The following is an 18,397-nucleotide window of genomic DNA, read 5'->3' as shown; positions in this document are numbered from 1 at the left end:
CACCCGATGACCGCGACCGCTTCGACCACAGGTCCGTCGCGCTCCGGTCAGCGCGGGGCCCTGCAACGCTCAGGTGACTGGGCGCGGCGGGCCCCGCTGCTGCCGGCGCTGCTGCTGGTGGTGATCGTGACCCAGTTGCCCTTCGTGGCCACGATCGTCATCTCGTTCATGAACTGGAACGCCTACTACCCGGACCAGCGTGGCTTCACCGGTATCGACAACTTCAAGACGGTGTTGACCGATCCCGACGCCCGCTCGGCGATCTGGGTGACGGTGCTGCTGACGTTCTCGGTGGTGATGGTCTCGCTGATCCTGGGTCTGATCATCGCGCTGCTCCTGGACCGTAAGTTCTTTGGCCGCAGCGTGGTGCGCACGATGATGATCACTCCGTTCCTGATCGTGCCGGTCGCTGCCGCGCTGTTGTGGAAGCACGCGATCTTCAACCCCAACTACGGGTTGCTGAACGGCACGTTGAAGTTCCTCTTCGGTGACAAGGCCCCGCAGCCGGACTGGATCAGTGATCACCCGATGTGGTCGTTGATCTTCGCGATCTCTTGGCAGTGGACGCCGTTCATGATGCTGATCCTGCTGGCCGGGTTGCAGTCACGACCGCTGGACGTGGTGGAGGCGGCCCGGATGGACGGGGCCAGTTCGTGGCAGATCTTCGTGCACATGACGCTGCCGCACCTGCGCCCGTACATCGAGCTGTCCGCGGTGCTGGGCACGATCTACGTGGTGCAGGACTTCGACCACGTCTTCACCATCACCTCGGGCGGACTGGGCACGGCCAACCTGCCGTACTACATCTACCAAACCTTCTACACGGCGCACGATTACGGATTGGCCTCGGCCGCAGGCGTGATCGTCGTATTGCTCACGTTGATCGTGGCAACGGTGGCGCTGCGGACCGTGTTCAGCCTCTTCAAGGAGCAGACCCGATGACGACCCAGGAAATCAGCACCCAGGACGTGGACGCCGACTCCGGCGGTGGCACGCGTGTTCCTCAGAGCCGCGATGTCCCTGCGGCCAACCGCAAGCCACGATCCTGGACCAACTCGCTCTTCGGATTGCTGGCGTGGATCTTCGGGTTGTTCTTCTTCTTCCCGGTGGCCTGGATGGTGCTGACCTCCTTCCACAAGGAGACCGACGCGGCGAGCAACCCGCCCAAGCTGTTCGCACCCTTGTCCTTGGAGGGCTACCAGAACTTCATCAATGCGGGGCCGACCGCGCCGTTGATCAACTCCGCGACGGCGAGCATCTGCTCGACGATCCTGGTAATTCTGCTGGCGTTCCCGGCGGCGTACGCGCTGTCGATCCGGCCGGTGCGCAAGTGGACGGACGTGTTGTTCTTCTTCCTGTCCACCAAGTTCCTGCCGGTCGTTGCGGGCCTGCTCCCGATCTACCTGTTCGCCAAGGCGGTCGGACTCCTGGACAACATCTGGTTGCTGGCGTTGTTCTACACGGTGATGAACCTGCCGATCGCGATCTGGATGCTGCGGTCGTTCCTGGCCGAAGTACCCACCGAGATGCTGGAGGCCGCGCAGATCGACGGGGCCGGGATGGTGCTGACGCTCCGCAAGGTGATCGCGCCGGTCGTGATGCCCGGTCTGGCGGCGGCGGCGCTGATCTGCTTCATCTTCTCCTGGAACGAGTTGCTCTTCGCCCGGGTGCTGACCGCGACCATCTCCGAGACCGCACCGGTCTTCCTGACCGGATTCGTCACCAGCCAGGGCTTGTTCCTGGCCCAGGTCTGCGCCGCTTCGTTGGTGGTCTCCCTGCCGGTGCTGATCGCCGGCTTCGCCGCCCAGGACAAACTCGTCCAGGGCCTGTCGATGGGAGCAGTCCGATGAGCGGGGCCATCCAACTCAGCCAGGCGACACTCGGCGAGCTCGACCCGAGGGTTGCGCGACCGGCGTACGACCGATCGGCCATCACGCCCGGCATCGTGCACTTCGGGGTCGGCGGCTTCCACCGGGCGCACCAGGCGATGTACCTCGATCGGTTGATGAACAAGGGCGAAGACCTGGACTGGGGCATCATCGGCGTCGGCGCCCTGCCGCACGACCGGCGCATCGCCGACACGTTGAACGCCCAGGACGGTCTCTACACGCTGGTGCTGAAGTATCCCGACGGTCACCGCGAGCCGCGGGTGATCGGCAGCATCATGAAGGTGCTCTTCGCACCGGATGATCCGCAGGCGGTGGTCGACCAGCTGGCCGACCCGGCGATCCGGATCGTGTCGCTGACCATCACCGAGGGCGGCTACCTGGTCAACCAGGTGACCGGGGAGTTCGACGCCGACGACCCTTCGATTCAGGCGGACCTGGTCGAAGGTGCCACTCCCCGAACGGTTTTCGGATATATCGTGGCCGGTCTGGCCGCACGTCGCGCGGCGGGAGTGCCGCCCTTCACGGTGCAGTCGTGCGACAACCTACCGGGCAACGGTGACGTCGCTCGCAAGATGATCAGCGCGTTCGCCCGGCTCAAGGACCCGGAGTTGGCCGACTGGATGGCCGACAACGTCGCCTTCCCCAACGCCATGGTCGACCGCATCACGCCGGTCACCGCCCAGGACGATATCGACCGTCTGGCAAGCGAATTCGGTGTTGCCGACGGCTGGCCGGTGGTGTGCGAGCCGTTCACCCAATGGGTGATCGAGGACCACTTCACCGACGGGCGTCCCCGGTGGGAGGACGTCGGCGCGCAGATCGTGGACGACGTCACGCCGTACGAACTGATGAAGATCCGGTTGCTCAACGCCAGCCACCAGGCGTTGTGCTACGTGGGCTATCTGTCGGGCTACCGCTACGCGCACGAGGTCTGCCAGGATCCGCTGTTCGTGGATTTCCTGCTGGCTTACATGGAGCGGGAGGGCAGCCCCACGTTGCCGGAGGTGCCCGGGGTCGACCTGGCGGCGTACCGGCAGGAGCTCATCGAGCGCTTCGCCAACCCGGAGGTGCGGGACACGTTGGCGCGATTGTGCGCGGAGAGTTCGGACCGCATCCCCAAGTGGCTCGTCCCGGTGATCCGGGACAATCTGCGCACCGGCGGGGAGATCGACCGGTCCGCGCTCGTGGTCGCGTCCTGGGCGAGATACGCCGAGGGGACCGACGAGCAGGACCACCCCATCGAGATCGTGGACCGGCTCAAGGACCGCGTTATGGCAGCCGCCGCCCGGCAGAAGGACGACGACCTGGCGTTCCTGCGGGACGACGATCTCTTCGGTGACCTGGTCGATCAGGAGCGGTTCACCACCATCTATCGGGAGGGTCTGTCGTCCTTGCACTCCAAGGGCGCTCGGGCGACGCTCGAGGAATGGAGCACACGCTGACTGCCAGGACACTTGTCGCCGGTGTCGATAGTTCGACCCAGTCCACGAAGGTCGTGGTGTGCGACGCCGAGACCGGTGAGGTGGTCCGGACGGGCCGTGCCCCGCATCCGGACGGCACCGAGGTGCATCCGCGGCACTGGTGGGACGCCTACCAGGCGGCAACGGCCGACGGGCTGCTCGATGGGGTGTCGGCGCTCGCGGTGGGCGGTCAACAGCACGGCATGGTGGCGCTCACCGCGGGCGACGAGGTCGTGCGGGATGCCTTGCTCTGGAACGACACCCGCAGTTCGGGCGCGGCGGCGGATCTGGTGCAGGAGTTAGGTGGCCCGGCGGCCTGGGTGGATGCGGTCGGACTGGTGCCGGTCGCCAGCTTCACCGTGACCAAACTGCGGTGGCTGGCGCGGCACGAGCCGTCGAATGCGTCGCGGGTTAGCCGGGTGGTCCTGCCGCACGACTGGATCACGGGGCGCATCCTGCAGGCCGACGGAGGTTTCGAGCAATGGACCACCGATCGCGGGGACGCCTCGGGCACAGGCTATTTCGCTGCCGAGACCGGTGAATACCGGCGAGATCTCCTGGAGCTCGCCTTCGGCCGGGACCTGGCGTTGCCTGCGGTCCTTGGTCCCTCGCAGGTGGCTGGTCGCACCTCGAGCGGGATGGTGGTCGCCGCGGGTACGGGCGACAACATGGGTGCGGCCCTCGGACTGGTCCTCGAACCCGGCGATGTCGTGGTGTCGCTGGGAACCAGTGGCACGGTCTTCACCCCTCACGAGAAGCCGATCCAGGACGACACGGGGGCGATCGCTGCGTTCGCGGATGCGACGGGCAACTATCTGCCGCTGATGTGCACGTTGAACGCGGCTCGAGTGCTGACGACCGGTGCCGCGATGTTGGGAGTTTCGTTGGGAGAGTTGGATGCCCTGGCGCTTTCGGCGCAGCCCGGGGCGGGCGGTCTGACGCTCCTGCCGTATCTCGACGGTGAACGCACCCCTGACCTGCCCGATGCCACCGGCAGCCTGCACGGTCTGACCCGGGCGAACGGCACACCGCAGAATCTGGCCCGCGCGGTCGTCGAGGGCATGCTGTGCAACGTCGGTGCCGGGGTCGCCGCGCTGCGGGCGCACGGCGTGCAGGTGGACCGGGTTCTCATGATCGGTGGCGCATCGGCGTCGGCAGCGGTGCAAGAGATCGCACCGGCGATCTTCGGGGTGCCCGTCGTAGTGCCCGCGGCCGGTGAGTATGTCGGCATCGGGGCTGCCCGGCAGGCCGCGTGGGCGCTGAGCGGTGCTGTGGCACCCCCGGATTGGGCGTTGGGGGTCGACGCCGAGTTCCACGCGGATCCTGACTCGGCCACCGGACTGGTGAGCCGGTACAGCGAACTGGTGCACGCGACGTACGGTGTATGAGGTCTTGACGTGAACTCTGCTGCAGCGGAATGGAATTGGGCTGGCAACTATCGCTACGGCGGTCGTGTCGTCCGGCCCCGGACGGTCGGCGAAGCGCAGGACCTGATCGCCGGCTCGCCCCGGGTACGCGCGCTGGGATCGCGGCACAGCTTCACCGATCTGCCGGACAGTGAGGGGTTGCTGCTGGACCTGTCAGGGCTCGCGGACGAGGTCGAGGTCGACGCGGCAAGAGCGACCGCGCGGGTGACGGCGTGGTCGAAGTACGGCGTGGTGGCCGAGGAGTTGGAGCGGCAGGGTTGGGCGCTGGCCGGGTTGGCGTCGTTGCCGCACATCAGTGTCGCGGGTGCGGTGGCCACGGGCACGCACGGCTCGGGGGACAAGAACCAGGCACTGTCGGCGGCCGTCGGCGCCATCGACTACGTGGGCGCTGACGGTCAAGTACGCCGAGTGGCCCGGGGCGATGCCGACTTCCCCGGCAGTGTGGTCGCGTTGGGTGTTCTGGGGATCGCGGTGGCCGTCGAGCTGGATTTGGAGCTGACCTTCGAGGTGCGGCAGGACGTTCTGCTCAACCTGCCGTGGAGCACGGTCGAGTCGTCGTTGGACGAGCTGATGGGGGCGGCCTACAGCGTGAGTCTGTTCACCCGGTTTGGCCCGGAGGGAGTGCACCAGGCGTGGTTCAAATCGCGTGAACTCTCCGTTGTGCCAGGAGATTTCGGTGCACGAGTCGCCAGTGAACAGACCCACATGCTGGCCGACGGCGATGCTGCGGCGACGACGCAGCAGTTGGGGGTGGCGGGGCCGTGGTTGCACCGGTTGCCGCACTTCCGGATGGAGTTCACGCCCAGCAACGGGGCGGAGTTGCAGAGCGAGTATCTGGTGCCCCGGTCGCAGGCGTTGACGGCGATCGACCGGCTGCGATCTTTGGGTGGGGTGATGGCGCCTCTTCTGCAGGCGGCCGAGTTCCGGACGGTGGCGGCCGACGACCAGTGGTTGAGCCCGGCGTCGGGGCGGGACGTCCTGGGGGTCCACTTCACCTGGCGGCGCGACCCTGACGCGGTGTATGCCCTGCTGCCGCTTATCGAGGATGCATTGCTGCCGTTGGGCGCTCGGCCGCATTGGGGGAAGTGTTTTGTCGCGGGTTCTGCGGAGTTGGCGCAGCTCTACGACCAGTTGCCCGCATTCCGGTCACTGCGCGACCGGGTGGATCCGGAGCGGAAGTTCGGCAACGCCTTCTTGGCGCGAGTGCTCGGGGACTGAACCGGCTAGTTGTCCTTCAGCCGCTCTAATACCTCGGCGTTCTCGACGACGAGTTGCTCCAAGAGGCGGTCCCGTCGCTTCCGACGTTCGTGATCTGCAACGGAGTCCGATCTGCGCAGCCCGACGTGGTCACGCTGCAGAGGGTCCTCGGCGGGGACTTCACGGTCATTCGTCGGCCGGGAATCTTCGCTCGAGTCGGTCACATATTCATTGCAGCGGACACGGTTCCTTGAAGCAACTGGCGACACGATCGGGCTCGCTAGGGATATATCGGGCTGACGCTAGATTCGCGTATACGGTGCAATCGTGGACCCGATCCGTAACCCCTACGCGCCCGGCGCCGGCCAACGACCGCCGGAGTTGGCTGGCCGCGACGAGCAGTTGTCGACCTTCGCGATCACGCTGGAGCGCGTGGCCCGGGGGCGTCCGGAGCGATCGGTGGTGTTGATCGGACTGCGCGGCGTCGGCAAGACCGTGCTGCTGAACGCCCTGCGATCCTCGGCGGTGCGAGCCGGATGGGGCACCGGCAAGCTCGAGGCCCGTCCGGAGCAGCGACTGCGGCGGCCGTTGTCATCGGCGCTGCACCAGGCCTTGCGTGAGCTGGGAGCAGCCGGTCCGGTTTTCGATCAGGTGCTGGGGGTGGTGAAGGCCTTCGCGCAGCGCGAGGCTGGACCGAACGCGAAGTTGCGGGACAAGTGGAGCCCGGGGATCGACGTACCCGCAGTCTCCGGTCGCGCAGACTCGGGCGACATCGAGATCGACCTGGTCGAATTGCTCTCCGACGTAGGGGGATTCGCTTCCGACGTGGGCCGCGGCGTGGCGATCTTCATCGACGAGATGCAGGACCTGCATCCCGAGGACGTGTCGGCGCTGTGCGCCGCATGCCACGAGATCAGCCAGTCGGGACTGCCGGTGCTCATCGTCGGGGCGGGCCTGCCGCACGTGCCGGCGGTGCTGTCGGCGTCAAAGTCATACAGCGAGAGGCTGTTTCGCTTCGCGCGGATTGACCGGTTGCCGCGTGCGGAGGCGGACCGCGCATTGGAGACGCCCGCGGAGGAGGAGGGCGCGGCGTACGAGCCGGAGGCATTGGAGGCGATGTACGCCGTGACGGGCGGCTATCCGTACTTCATCCAGGCGTACGGGAAGGTCGTGTGGGACGCGGCGACGGCCTCGCCGATCACCGCGGCCGACGTGGAGATGGCGGCGCCGATCGCGGAAGCCGAACTCGCAGTGGGCTTCTTCGGCTCCCGGTTCGACCGGGCGACGCCTGGCGAACGGGAGTATCTGCGGGCGATGGCCGACGCGGCGCTGACACTCGAGGACCTGGACGACACCGAGTCGGTGCCCACGTCCGAGGTGGCGGTAGTGCTCGGGCGCAAGCCCCAATCACTTTCTCCCGCAAGGGATGCGCTACTGAAGAAGGGTCTGATCTACTCGGGCGAGCGCGGGCGCATCGCGTTCACGGTGCCGCACTTCGGCCAGTACCTGCGCTCGCAGGCCTAGCCTCCTCGCATCATCGGTCCGTTTGTCCGGCCGCTACTGGCTGGACCTGGATCAAGCCGTTCTGGTCGATGGCTCGGAGCGTGAAGTCGAAGCGGTCGACCTCACAGGCGAGTTCGATGTCCTCTGCATCCACTCCGGGAAGCCCAGCGGTCACGGCTTCTCGGAGGCCGTGGGCAGCACGTGATTGCTGGACCCGGTCCACGGTGTCGGTCGGAATGCCGCGACTGGTGAGAATTGCCTGGATGAGGTCCGCGCAGGCAACGTCCTCCTCCGCGTGCCCGTTGTCGCCGGTGATGACGTAGGTGATCCGTTCGGCACCTGAGGCCGCCAGAACCCGGGCGGTCGCCGTTGCTGTCACCAGAGCGGCGCACAGAATCAACGGAGCGTGACGGGCTGCGTGCACGCCCACGGTGCCGTTGGTTGTCGTCTGCACCACGGGGCGACCATCCAGATCGTGCCGGCGGACCAGGGCCGGTGAGTTCCCGAGATCGAAGCCGCCGCTGACATCGCGGTCGGTGATGGCGATGGCGCGTGGGCCGAGGTCGGTCTTCGTGGCGAGGGCATCGCGCGTCGAAGGGGCCGACCACAGCCCGCTGGCGCCACTCTCCACCACCCAGGCCGCAGTGGTGAACGCCCGCAGGACGTCGATCACGACAACGGGCTCGCTCAGGTGGGTAGGGACCTGATCGAAACCCACGAATCTCGACTGCACCAGATCATCCTGTCTCGCCCGACCGCACCGAGGGGAGGCACCAGGTGGTGGACACGTGACGGTCAGGTGCCCACCACCTGGCGATCAGACGGTCAGACGAGGGACGCGCACTGGCCGAGGGCGACACCTCCCACGACGTTGACGGAGCCCGGCACGAACCCGCCGGAGACGCCGGGGGTCAGCCGGTAGCACACCAGGTTCCGCTCGATGGTGTTCCGAACGATGAAGACGCCGGGGGCCCCGGGGTCCGGATCGCTCAGCGCGATGTCATAGAGCAGCACGTTGCGGCCGACCTTGTTGAACATCACGCCGATCCACTCGGTGTTCTGTCCGGCCACGGTGATGTTGCGCCCGACGGTGTTGTTCTTGATCGACCACGGGATTTCGGGTGACCCACCGCCGAGTGCCGTGACGTTGCCCCCGACGGTCGTGCCGTTGATGAGCACCGCGGCCGCCTTGATCGCGGTCACGCTGCCCCGGACGGTGATCGTCGAGGCACCGGTGGGATTGGTCTCGCACGGGTGAGCGGAGTTGCCGACCAGTGAGGCGGGCTGACAACCCAGACCGAGCAGCGAGCCGGAGCTCGCAGTCACGTTGCCGCCGACGGTGATCGTCGCCGGAGCACTCTGCGCGTCGAAGGCCGCATTCGCGGCGACCCACACGCTGCCGCGGACGGTGATTGTTGCGCCGTCCGCAACGCCGCACTGCCCGGTGATCTTCAGGTTGGAATAGGTACCGGACGGGACGAGCCCGCCGGTGCAGGTGTACCCGGGTGAACCACCGGGGCCGGAGCCACACGCCATGGCAGCTCCACCGGTCATCGCCAGCGCGCCGGTTGCCGCCATTGTGCCGATTACGCGAAATCGCATCGCACCATTCATCAGCCGTGCCTTTCTTCAGCGGGCAGGGAGTAGGAGACGTCGCCGAGCGTTGGCCCGCAGCACCCGGCAGATGCAAGGAGCGCCCAGGTTGGCCACAGATACACGCCCGGCTGTTGCCGTGGGTGTCGCGCAGGTCTAGCGTCAGTCGCTGTGACCTGGCGCACAGCGCCGGCCGCGAACATCCGACCCCGAAGGAGTGGTCCCGACCATGACGCCAGCCACCAGCCGTGTACGTCGCCGCAGTCTTGCCGCCATCTGTGCTGCAGGGATCGCAGGAGGTGGGCTCCTCGGTACCGCAACGATCGCGCACGCCGCACCGGCCGCCGTACCTTCTGGCCCCATTGCCTTCTCCGTCAAGTCTTTTGACGGTACGACGATCACCGGCAACTACTTCCGGGCGCCGGCCAGCGATGGCCGACGGGCTCCGACGGTCCTGGAGGGCCCCGGCTGGGGAGGCGCGGCGCTGACCGACCCGACCGCAGGAACCAGCACTGCCGGTGGCGTCATCGGCGTGGCCCCGTTGCTGGCCAACGGGTACAACGTGGTCAGTTGGAACCCGAGAGGTTTCCGTACGTCGAGTGGCCAGGCCCAGGCCGACAGCGTGCTCTACGAGGGGCGCGATGTGTCGGCCATCCTGAACTGGGTGGCCAAGCAGCCGTGGGCGCAACTGGATAGGCCCGGCGACCCCGCGGTCGGGATGGTCGGTGGCTCCTACGGCGGGGGTGTGCAGTGGGCCGCGGCCGCGCTGGACCGCCGGATCGACGCGATCGCGCCGGACATCTCGTGGAACTCCCTGAAGACCAGCCTCTACCCCAACCGCACCGCCAAGTCCGGTTGGGCCACGTCGCTGTACGCCACGGCCGTCGGGGCGGGGCAGCGGAACAACCCGATCATCGACACCACCTTCCAGCAGGCCGCGACGTCGGTGACGCTCTCGCCGCAGGGTGTGGGCTTCCTCGGATCCTGGCAGCGCACGAACCTCGCTGCCTGGGTGCACGCCCCGGCACTGATCCTGCAGGGCACCGTCGACACGCTCTTCCCGCTGGATGAGGCCGCAGCCAACTACGCGTCGGTCCGTCGCAACGGGGTACCGGTCAAGATGGTGTGGTTCTGCGGTGGCCACGGGGTGTGCCTGACCAACCCCGGCGACACCAGCGTCATCGAGCGCGACACGCTCGCCTGGTTGAACCGGTACGTCAAGCGGCAGCACGTCAGCACCGGCGCCGGGTTCGAGTGGGTGGACCAGAACGGGACGTGGCACTCCGCGGCCACCTACCGGCCCAACAAGGTCGGTCACGGCGGGGTGCGGGGCGCTGGCTCCGGGACGTTGCCGCTGGTGTCCGCGGGCGGCTCGGGTCCCTACACCGGGCCGGGTGCTGCTCAGCTGGGGCCGATCGCCGCGCTCATCGCGACAAAGGCGCCCAACGCGGTCAACGTGCCGATCCAATTCACCCGCGCCACAAAGGTTCTCGGTGCACCCCGGCTGTCCGTGACGTACTCCGGCAAGGCCACCGGCAACGCCAACCGGGTCCTCGCCCAGATCGTCGATAACAGCACTGGCGTGGTGCTGGGCAGCCAGCTGACCCCGTTCCCGGTGACGTTGGACGGGCGCACTCACCGGTTGAACATCCCGATGGAGTACGTCGCCGCCAGCGCTAGTGCCGGACAGAGCTTCACCCTGCAGCTGGTTGCCGACAGCAGCCAGATCAACACCCACCCAACCGGTGGGTCGGTGAAGTTCTCGAAGGTCACGGTGACGCTGCCGACCACCTGAGAGCGCGGGCAAGAGCCGCTGCCTGGACGTGCGAAAATGGAGCTCGGGGACCAGGAGGTTCAGTGGCTTCGGACGACCGCGGCAAGGTGACTCTTGGCATTGAGCGCGCCCGCGAACTGGTTGACGACTGGCAGCGGTTGCGCGCCGGTGTCTGCCGCCGGTGCGGCGCGCTGGCGGGCACGATGAAGTCGTTGTGTCCCGCCTGCGCTGCGCAACGCAAAGTGGTTCGCCGCGACTACCGGATGGCGGCGGCGCAACGCAGTTCAGCCGGATCGACGAGCATGCAGAGCTGGCTGGAACTGCATCGCTGGGTCAGCAGCCAGGGTTACGGGCTCAAGGAGATCGCGGGCGCTGACAACGTCTCAGCGGGGAGTTGGTTGGCTAGCTTCGTCGATCTGGCGATCGCGACCGGCGAGGTCGATGACGATGATGTCGCGCAGTTCGACGCCTCCGCGGCGCTCCTGCCGGTGTCGCGGGAAACCGTTGCAGCGCAACGTAATCGGCTGATCCGCGCCCGATGGTTCCTCGACCTGCAGCATGGTCGCCTGCCGCTGGTGGGCACCAACGTCGTGCTGGCCGCGGGAGAGGTCTGTCACCTGGATACCCCGATCTCGATGTACCCCACGTCGGCTCCCACCGCGCGTTTCACCCCGGGTCGGTTGATCGTCACCAACCACCGCCTCATCCTCGGTCCGCGGGAACTGCCCTTGATCGACGTACGCCGAGCGGTTCCCTTCCGCAGCGGCGTCGTGGTGGAGCCGCTCACTGATGGCTTCTTCACCGTGGGGGACCCGCAGTGGGTCATCGCGTTGATCAACGCGGCGGTGCAGGTCGCCCGCGGGGAGCTCAGGGTCCACATCCCGCGAGAGACGCCGTCGACGCCGGCCAGTGCGTTCGCCGCGGCCGCTTCCGCGCTCGAGGAGGCCGACCGGGGCAAGGACGCCGCACTGGTCCGCTCGATCACGGATCGGTGGTCCGAGCTGTCGCCCGAAATGCAGGTGCGCGCTCAGCGGGCGGCCGAAGCGATCAGCGGAACGTACGCCGTGTTGCGGCATCTGCCGCCCGAAGACCAGGCCCGGGCCCGGGCGGACGGCTTCTCCCCGGCGCAGAACGCCGCAGTCTCGGTCGACAACGCGATGCGCGCGCTGAGCGGCATCTTGCTGAGTGAGTACGACGAGCACGCCGACCAACTGTCGGTGTTGCGCAAGTACACCGCGCAGTGGTCGGACGACGACGGTCTGACGCTGTAACGCTGGCTCGGTTGCTACCTGCGGGCGGCGACTGGCACGGGATGGTTGCCTTGGAGAACGTCTGGCACGCGATTGTTGAGATCGGCCAGGAAATCGACGATCCCGTGCCAATCGCTCGCGGCAAGAACAATCCCGTGCCAAGCCTCCCGCGGTCATCGCGGCAGCCCTGGGTGCAATCGCTCGCTCACGCAACCTCAGTCAGATAGCCCGTGACGCGGGGATGAGCCGAGAAGGCCTGTACAAGGCGCTGTCCGCTGACGGCAATCCAAGCCTCGCGACCGTGATGAAGGTTGCCCATGCGCTAGGGCTTCGACTTCGTTTCGAAGCTATCGCCTGACCGCGCTGGCGAGGTGGCCGCTCGGCTTGTCTGCCCACCTCTTCACCGACGGCTGGGAACGACGACTGGTGGACAGTGACAAGTGACGAGATCGCCAAGTGTTGTGGGGTCACGCGGCGGATGGACCTCGACTATCGACGAAACCACCACCAGTTGCGGGAGGCCACGCTGCTCATCAGCACGCCACACCCGCCGTCGCTCAGCGAAGCGTCGCGGCGAGTTGTTCGGCGGTCAGCTGCCGATCGGCGTACACCAATCGGATTGCCCCCGGATCCGGGTTGCCCGCATCGGGCGCGCGGTGCTGAAGCGCCAGCCCGACCTTTGTCGCGACGTTGGCGGAGGGCAGGTTGTTCTCTAGCAGGTAGGCGACCACCGGCAGATCCGGCCGGTGTTGCTGCGCAGCCGAAACCGCCTCTCTCGCAACCTCAGTCGCGTATCCGTGACCCTGCGCGGCCGGCGCGAAGCGGTAACCGAGGTTCCAGAACGAGTCCGCGCGGATCGTGCACCCGCCGTGCCCGAGCAGTGCAGGATCACCCGGGAGCCGGACCATCCACATCCCCAGCCCGTCCCGCTCCCACCCGTCGATCCAGCCGCGCAGCATCGCTGCGGTTCGCTCCGGATCGGTGTGCCGCAGCGACGGGAAGTGCTGCCACACACGTGGGTCGGAGTAGATCGCGAATAATGCCTCGAGATCGTCTGGCAGGGGACGTTCCAGGCTGAGTCGCGTCGTCGTGGTCACGCCCCGACTATCGCAGTTCACGCATGGGTCAAGATGTTGTCGTGAGCGCTTACTGGATCAGCACCTACCTGGAAGTCCTCGACGAGAGCAAGCTCGCGGCGTACGCAACGCTCGCCGGCCCTGCGATCACCTCGGCGGGCGGCACGTTCCTCGCGCGCAGCGAGGCGGCCGTGGCCTGGGAGGCGGGCAAGCCGATGCGAACCGTCGTCATCGAGTTCGACTCCGTGGAGGCGGCCATTGCCGCACACGACAGTCCCGCGTACCAAGAGGCGCTGGCCGCACTCGACGGCGGCGTCGTACGCGACTTGCGAGTCATCCCCGGCGTCTGAGGCCTCGCTACTTTCCAAGGAAATCCAGCAACGCCGGATTGACGATCTCGGGGTGGGTCACCCCGATCCCGTGCGGACCACCATCGATCTCGACGACGGTCGCGTCGGGCAGGTATCGCGGGATCCGCCGGGCGCCCACGTCGATCGGGATGTTGCGGTCCTCCGTGCCCTGCATGACCAGCAGCGGTACGTTGATCGCGGGCAGATCGTCGCGGAAGTCCTCCTTCCACGCCGTGACGCAATGCAGCATCGCGGATGCGCCGGCCGCCGCCCCGACGGCGAAGTTGGCGCGCAGCGTCGCGGCGCTGACCCGCGTGCCGAGGTTCTGCTCGGCGACGTAGTGCTGCAGGAAGTAGTTCTCCAAGTACTGGTGCCGGTCGGTGCGGATGGCGTCCTGGATGCCGTCGAAGACCGACTCGGGGAAGCCGATTCCGTCGTCGCCTGCGAGTAGCCCGGGTCCGAACGGTGCGAGCATCACCGCCGACCTGATGGCGCCGGTGCCGTGCCGGCCGATGTAGCGCGCGACCTCGGCGGTGCCCATGGAGAAGCCGACGAGCGTCACGTCCGATAGACCCAGGTGCTGGATCAGGGCATGTACGTCGTCGCTCAGTTCGTCGTACCCGAACCTGGCCGCCACCCGGCTCGAGCGGCCGAAGCCACGCCGGTCGAGGGTGATCACCCGGTAGCCGGCGTCCAACAGTGGGATCGTCTGCGGCTCCCACGCGGCACCGTCCAGTGGGTACCCCTGCAGCAGCACGACCGGCCGACCCTGGCCGTGGTCTTCGTAGTAAATCTCGACGGAAGCACCATTCTCGGTGCCAACGGTGAGGAAAGGCATCGCACACTCCTGACGGTTGATACTGGCTTTGCTTAGCAATAGCCAGGGTATAGAGTCCTGACTGCGGAATTCAATAGCCAGCCAGATCGGAAGGAACCGCTCATGCCCAATCTCAACGGCGCCGTCGTGCTCGTCACCGGAGCCAACGGTGGCCTCGGAACCCAGTTCGTGCAGCAGGCGGTGCAGCGTGGTGCCGCGAAGGTCTACGCCGCGGCTCGCCAGGCACGGGACTGGGGGGACGAGCGCATCGTCCCGCTGGTGCTTGATGTCGCGTCACCCGAATCCATCGATGCCGCAGTGAAACTCGCGCCTGACGTCACCGTGTTGATCAACAACGCCGGCGCGTCGAACGGCTCCAGTGTGCTCGGCGATCTGGACACTGTCCGAGACCTTTTCGAGGTCAACTTCTGGGGGCCGCTGGCCGTGACCAACGCCTTCACACCGGCACTCAAGGCGTCCCGCGGCGCAGTCCTCAATGTGCTTTCCGTGCTCAGCTGGATCGGCATCGCCGACGCCTACTCCGCCTCCAAGGCGGCCCTGTGGCAGGCCACCAACACCCAGCGGATCAAGCTCGCACCCCACGGCGTACACGTCGCTGGCTTGCATCTGGGCTACGCCGACACCCCCATGACCCGGCACGTGGACGGCCCCAAGCTCGCCCCGGCCGATGTCGTCCGGTCGGCGTACGACGGACTGGAAGCGGGCAGCTACGAGATCCTCGCCGACCAGATCAGCGCCGACGTGAAGGCGGGGCTCGCCGGTCCGATCGAGGCGCTCTACCCGCAGCTTGCCCGGAGCGACGCATGAACCGCGAGCGCACCTACACCTGGGAAGATCCGCAGATCTTCGTCGACGCTGCGCCGGGCCTCAGCGGACTGGAGTTCCTCGGCAAGGTCAGCAGCGGCGAACTGCCCGCAGTGCCCGCCGGCGTGACCACCGGTGTTGTGCCCGTCGCCGTCGGTGACGGCTGGGCGGAGTTCGAGTTGCAGCCCGCGGAGTGGAACTACAACCCGATCGGCGCGGTCCACGGCGGCATGCTGGCCGGTCTGCTCGACTCGGCGCTCGGCTGCGCCGTGCACACCAAACTCCCGGCCGGGACCGGGTACACGTCGCTGGATCTGACGATCAAGTTCACCCGGGCCGCGAACCTCCGTAGTGGCACCCTGCGGTGCCGCGGTGAGGTGGTCACGATCGGGCGGCGTACGGCGACCGCGGAGGCCCGCATCCTCGACAGTCGCGATCGGGTGATCGCTCACGGTGTTACCACCTGCATGTTGTTCGCGTACTGACCCAGCCGGGCCGACAGCACGACGCAGGCATAGCAAGCGACTATCGACGAAAGCGCCACGAGTTGCGGGGTGCAACGGGTAGTTCGGCAGCGATTGGTGACGGAAGCGCCACGAGTTGCGGGGTGCAACGGGTAGTTCGGCAGCGATTGGTGACGGAAGCGCCACGAGTTGCAGGGGCTGCGTGGAATCCTTCTTCGGCACCGAGCAAATCACGCCACTCAGGCTGCGCCGGTCACGGGGTGGCAAGCATTCGCAACTGCTCTGCGACGAGCTCGAACGACTCCATGCTGCGCTCGGCACGAGCAAGCGCGACGGCGCCCTCCATCGACGAAATAGCCATCGCAGCCAGGGAGTTCGCGCGCTTCGCGTCAAGGCCACCGTCCATGAAGAGGCTCGCGAGATGCGAGCGCCACTCGGCGAAGATCGTTCCCGTCTGCTCGCGCAACGTTTCCGAGTCAGTCGCGACGGTGACAGCCAGAACCGCGCAACCGGCGCGCTGGTCCGACCTACTCAGCAGCTGCCGCCACATGTCCACGAACCGATCCAGGACCACGACGGGTGTGGATCCGCGCGCTGACTCCACGGCGTCGTACGCCCGGCTGGCAGCCAACTGCAGGGCCGCCGCGATGAGTTCATCCTTGCCGCCGGGGAAGTGGTGGTAGGTCGATCCCCGTGAACCGCCGGCGACCTCTCGCACCTCGGCGAACGACGTACCTTCCAATCCCTGCGTCGCCAACAGGCGCAAGGCGCCGGCCACCAACTGTGCGCGTTTGTCACCAACCGCCACGTGCTTGCCCTCCCTAAGAACTATGCAATAGTGCATAATTTCTGTCACTATGCCGATGTACATAGTTTGCCACCTCAAGGAGATCGCCATGCCGATGATCGATGTCTACGCCGCGCCGGGAACCTTCGCGGAGCCCAAGGCCCTTGCCCTGTCGCTGGCCGCGACGCTGATGGAGGTCGAGCAGGTGCCGCCGATCCCGCTATTCCGTGAGAACACAGCGGCTTTCGTGCACGACGTCGTGGTCAGCGACGCGATCGGGAGTGCCGACCACGTCCGCGTGCAGGTGCTCACCAACGCGGGCGCGCTGGATCGAGACAAGCAACTGGAGGCGGTACGGCGACTGACGGCCGCTGTGGCGGACGCAGCCGGTGACCCCACCTTGCAGGAGCGCACCTGGGTGCTACTCACGGAAACCTACGACGGAGGCTGGGGCATGGCCGGTCATGCGAACACCAATGAGGAGATCATCGGTCTGGCCCGCGCCCAACTGTCTGCCCAGTAGGGCTCAGTCCAGCGCTGTGCACTCGTTCGTCTCCGAGCCAAGCCCGCAAGCGGCGCGGGTGCGGGCCTGCCGGCAACCGCGCCAAACAAGCCGCTCACCTGGCGCGCCAGGCGGAGTGACCTACGCGCTGGTGTGTCCCAGCGGCCGGGCCACGTCGAACGCCAGCGCGCGTGCCGGTGGGCTGAGCAGCGGGCGGATCTGCTGCTGGATCCACAACTGCGGCTGGCCGTGGATGTCGCGTGCCAACAGGTACCGGCGCTCGAGCTCGATCCCGTCCTGCGGGATCGCCGACGACAGCACGCGATGGACCTCGTCGGGCAACAGCACCTGCGCCATCGGGCGCGGCATCGGCATTGGTGTCGGTGGCGTCGACAGGTCCAGCAACCGCCGCTGCACGAACGCGTGGTCGGGGGCGGCCTTGTCTTCATCCAGCGAGTAGGGGATCCAGTGCGCGGCCGCACCTTCGCCGGGCACATAAAGGTAGGACTGGGCACCCGTGAGGTCGCCCCCGGGCTCGGGTGGTTCCGGCGCTGGCACGGGATTCACCTCGGTGGCATCGCGTGACCCGATGCGGCGCTCCACCGCCCACACCAGGTTGGCTGCCTCATCGACACCGAACTGGACACGCTCGATCGGCTCGCTCATCAAGGGGAACTCGGCAATGTTCCACAGCAACAACTGGTGAGCGGCCAGGCCTTCGGTCAGGAACAGCGTCCAGTCCTGCGGCGGCTGCAGCCCGACGTCCCCGTCGTCGTAGGTATCGCCCATGCTGTCCAGGACCTCGGCGCCCTCGACCGACAGCACGCTTCCGGCCAGGCCGGGCACCTGGAAGACGAACCATTCGTCGTGCGAGCCGTTCAGCAGATCGACCGCGATCGCGGTGCTCGGGTGGGCGCTGTCCGGAGGGATCGCCGATAGGTCCGCGTCGGCATCCTCGATCTCCCAGATCCCCTGCGGCGGTTTGTTGGCGAAGTCCAACCGGACCGGCAGACGAACGACCGGCTCGGGCGGCCCGGGGTGCGGGGGTTCGGCGCTGTTGGCGTCGACCGTGTACCAGTCCACGTGATCGCCGTTATGCCGTCGAACATCGAATGATGTTGCGTCACTGCGGAATACGTCCTTCCGGTCGTATCGCAACTGTCGCGGATCCCACGTCGAGCCCAGCTTGGTCGGGTCCGGAAGACCATCGGGTGCGCCCATCTCCACTAGGGGTTCGGCCGGCACCTGGCCCGGGTCAGCCGCGCCGAGGGTATAGGTGATGTCCGCCTTGCTCACCTGGGCGGTGACCTGCACCGGTGTGCTTGCGTTCTCCCCCTGGAACTCGCCCAACTGCCATTGCCGGGCGAGGAACCACAGAGGGTCGTGGACGCGTTGGGCGACAGCATCCTCCCAGTTCCCGTCGGGAGCGGACTCCAGCCGCAGGCGGCGATCGGGCAGATTCGGCATCGTCTGATCCTTGGTC

Annotated in this window: 18 protein-coding genes and 1 pseudogene; 13 read left to right on the top strand and 6 right to left on the bottom strand. The window is 67.1% G+C overall.

The features are described from left to right. Positions 1-6 precede the first annotated feature (6 nt). The 6 genes from AZH51_RS07420 to AZH51_RS07395 all read left to right on the top strand — a co-directional run bounded on the left by AZH51_RS07420 (position 7) and on the right by AZH51_RS07395 (position 7,497). Positions 7-942 carry a carbohydrate ABC transporter permease gene (locus AZH51_RS07420; protein WP_291522828.1) on the top strand — a complete coding sequence of 312 codons (936 nt, stop codon included), beginning with the start codon at positions 7-9 and terminating at the stop codon, positions 940-942. Then, positions 939-1,850 carry a carbohydrate ABC transporter permease gene (locus tag AZH51_RS07415; RefSeq protein WP_291522826.1) on the top strand — a complete coding sequence of 304 codons (912 nt, stop codon included), beginning with the start codon at positions 939-941 and terminating at the stop codon, positions 1,848-1,850. Before AZH51_RS07420 ends, AZH51_RS07415 begins: the two co-directional genes overlap by 4 nt. Further along, positions 1,847-3,331, top strand: a complete 1,485-nt coding sequence (locus AZH51_RS07410; protein ID WP_291522824.1) for a mannitol dehydrogenase family protein — start codon at positions 1,847-1,849, stop codon at positions 3,329-3,331. Before AZH51_RS07415 ends, AZH51_RS07410 begins: the two co-directional genes overlap by 4 nt. Then, complete coding sequence (gene xylB / locus AZH51_RS07405) at positions 3,316-4,737, top strand: xylulokinase (RefSeq protein WP_291522823.1); 1,422 nt, start codon at positions 3,316-3,318, stop codon at positions 4,735-4,737. Before AZH51_RS07410 ends, xylB begins: the two co-directional genes overlap by 16 nt. A 9-nt stretch (positions 4,738-4,746) precedes the next feature. Further along, on the top strand, positions 4,747-5,994 hold the full coding sequence (locus AZH51_RS07400) for a D-arabinono-1,4-lactone oxidase (RefSeq protein ID WP_291522821.1): 1,248 nt from the start codon (positions 4,747-4,749) through the stop codon (positions 5,992-5,994). Between the two features lie 306 nt (positions 5,995-6,300). Continuing rightward, complete coding sequence (locus AZH51_RS07395) at positions 6,301-7,497, top strand: ATP-binding protein (RefSeq protein ID WP_291522818.1); 1,197 nt, start codon at positions 6,301-6,303, stop codon at positions 7,495-7,497. A gap of 10 nt (positions 7,498-7,507) precedes the next feature. Here AZH51_RS07395 and AZH51_RS07390 read toward each other — a convergent pair whose 3' ends face one another. Together AZH51_RS07390 and AZH51_RS07385 are read right to left on the bottom strand one after the other, a co-directional pair. Continuing rightward, entirely contained in the window at positions 7,508-8,209 is a 702-nt protein-coding gene (locus AZH51_RS07390; protein WP_291522817.1) for a 2-phosphosulfolactate phosphatase, read from the bottom strand. Between the two features lie 92 nt (positions 8,210-8,301). Next, positions 8,302-9,078, bottom strand: coding sequence for a hypothetical protein (locus AZH51_RS07385; RefSeq protein ID WP_291522815.1), 777 nt, complete (start codon positions 9,076-9,078; stop codon positions 8,302-8,304). A 220-nt stretch (positions 9,079-9,298) separates the two neighbouring features. Between AZH51_RS07385 and AZH51_RS07380 the strand changes: the two genes are divergently transcribed. The 3 genes and pseudogenes from AZH51_RS07380 to AZH51_RS07370 all read left to right on the top strand — a co-directional run. Beyond that, complete coding sequence (locus AZH51_RS07380; RefSeq protein WP_291522813.1) at positions 9,299-10,864, top strand: alpha/beta fold hydrolase; 1,566 nt, start codon at positions 9,299-9,301, stop codon at positions 10,862-10,864. 62 nt (positions 10,865-10,926) lie between these two features. Beyond that, positions 10,927-12,114, top strand: coding sequence for a hypothetical protein (locus AZH51_RS07375; protein ID WP_291522811.1), 1,188 nt, complete (start codon positions 10,927-10,929; stop codon positions 12,112-12,114). Between the two features lie 148 nt (positions 12,115-12,262). After that, positions 12,263-12,451: pseudogene (locus tag AZH51_RS07370) on the top strand (addiction module antidote protein); the annotation flags it as partial. A 199-nt stretch (positions 12,452-12,650) separates the two neighbouring features. Here the strand turns inward: AZH51_RS07370 and AZH51_RS07365 are convergent. Continuing rightward, positions 12,651-13,190 (bottom strand): GNAT family N-acetyltransferase, encoded by a 540-nt coding sequence (locus tag AZH51_RS07365; protein ID WP_291522809.1) that lies wholly within the window; start codon positions 13,188-13,190, stop codon positions 12,651-12,653. A 41-nt stretch (positions 13,191-13,231) separates the two neighbouring features. Here AZH51_RS07365 and AZH51_RS07360 point away from each other — a divergent pair, with 41 nt between their 5' ends. Further along, positions 13,232-13,519 (top strand): DUF1330 domain-containing protein, encoded by a 288-nt coding sequence (locus AZH51_RS07360; protein ID WP_291522807.1) that lies wholly within the window; start codon positions 13,232-13,234, stop codon positions 13,517-13,519. Between the two features lie 7 nt (positions 13,520-13,526). Here AZH51_RS07360 and AZH51_RS07355 read toward each other — a convergent pair whose 3' ends face one another. Next, positions 13,527-14,357, bottom strand: a complete 831-nt coding sequence (locus tag AZH51_RS07355; protein ID WP_291522805.1) for an alpha/beta hydrolase — start codon at positions 14,355-14,357, stop codon at positions 13,527-13,529. Positions 14,358-14,459: 102 nt separating this feature from the next. Here AZH51_RS07355 and AZH51_RS07350 point away from each other — a divergent pair, with 102 nt between their 5' ends. Continuing rightward, entirely contained in the window at positions 14,460-15,164 is a 705-nt protein-coding gene (locus AZH51_RS07350; protein ID WP_291522802.1) for an SDR family oxidoreductase, read from the top strand. After that, positions 15,161-15,646 (top strand): PaaI family thioesterase, encoded by a 486-nt coding sequence (locus AZH51_RS07345; protein ID WP_291522800.1) that lies wholly within the window; start codon positions 15,161-15,163, stop codon positions 15,644-15,646. The genes AZH51_RS07350 and AZH51_RS07345 overlap by 4 nt, the downstream gene beginning before the upstream one ends. 232 nt (positions 15,647-15,878) lie before the next feature. Here AZH51_RS07345 and AZH51_RS07340 read toward each other — a convergent pair whose 3' ends face one another. Next, complete coding sequence (locus AZH51_RS07340) at positions 15,879-16,433, bottom strand: TetR/AcrR family transcriptional regulator (RefSeq protein WP_291522798.1); 555 nt, start codon at positions 16,431-16,433, stop codon at positions 15,879-15,881. 88 nt (positions 16,434-16,521) lie between these two features. Here AZH51_RS07340 and AZH51_RS07335 point away from each other — a divergent pair, with 88 nt between their 5' ends. Next, positions 16,522-16,935, top strand: a complete 414-nt coding sequence (locus tag AZH51_RS07335; RefSeq protein WP_291522796.1) for a hypothetical protein — start codon at positions 16,522-16,524, stop codon at positions 16,933-16,935. Positions 16,936-17,055: 120 nt separating this feature from the next. On the opposite strand, the gene AZH51_RS07330 is transcribed toward AZH51_RS07335, so the two are convergent. Continuing rightward, positions 17,056-18,381: a hypothetical protein gene (locus AZH51_RS07330; protein WP_291522794.1), complete on the bottom strand. Its 1,326-nt coding sequence runs from the start codon at positions 18,379-18,381 to the stop codon at positions 17,056-17,058. Positions 18,382-18,397 lie beyond the last annotated feature (16 nt).

It is taken from the genome of Branchiibius sp. NY16-3462-2, from assembly GCF_001594145.1.
Classification (GTDB): domain Bacteria; phylum Actinomycetota; class Actinomycetes; order Actinomycetales; family Dermatophilaceae; genus Branchiibius.
The sequence above is the reverse complement of the archived record's forward strand: the minus strand, read 5'-3'. Positions and strand labels throughout refer to the sequence as shown.

Coding starts and splice junctions, on each gene's coding strand:
- AZH51_RS07345 (WP_291522800.1), top strand. CDS start 15,161: ATGAACCGCGAGCGCACCTACACCTGGGAAGATCCGCAGATCTTCGTC.
- AZH51_RS07385 (WP_291522815.1), bottom strand. CDS start 9,078: ATGCGATTTCGCGTAATCGGCACAATGGCGGCAACCGGCGCGCTGGCG.
- xylB (WP_291522823.1), top strand. CDS start 3,316: ATGGAGCACACGCTGACTGCCAGGACACTTGTCGCCGGTGTCGATAGT.
- AZH51_RS07330 (WP_291522794.1), bottom strand. CDS start 18,381: ATGCCGAATCTGCCCGATCGCCGCCTGCGGCTGGAGTCCGCTCCCGAC.
- AZH51_RS07420 (WP_291522828.1), top strand. CDS start 7: ATGACCGCGACCGCTTCGACCACAGGTCCGTCGCGCTCCGGTCAGCGC.
- AZH51_RS07415 (WP_291522826.1), top strand. CDS start 939: ATGACGACCCAGGAAATCAGCACCCAGGACGTGGACGCCGACTCCGGC.
- AZH51_RS07410 (WP_291522824.1), top strand. CDS start 1,847: ATGAGCGGGGCCATCCAACTCAGCCAGGCGACACTCGGCGAGCTCGAC.
- AZH51_RS07380 (WP_291522813.1), top strand. CDS start 9,299: ATGACGCCAGCCACCAGCCGTGTACGTCGCCGCAGTCTTGCCGCCATC.
- AZH51_RS07335 (WP_291522796.1), top strand. CDS start 16,522: ATGCCGATGATCGATGTCTACGCCGCGCCGGGAACCTTCGCGGAGCCC.
- AZH51_RS07350 (WP_291522802.1), top strand. CDS start 14,460: ATGCCCAATCTCAACGGCGCCGTCGTGCTCGTCACCGGAGCCAACGGT.
- AZH51_RS07355 (WP_291522805.1), bottom strand. CDS start 14,357: ATGCCTTTCCTCACCGTTGGCACCGAGAATGGTGCTTCCGTCGAGATT.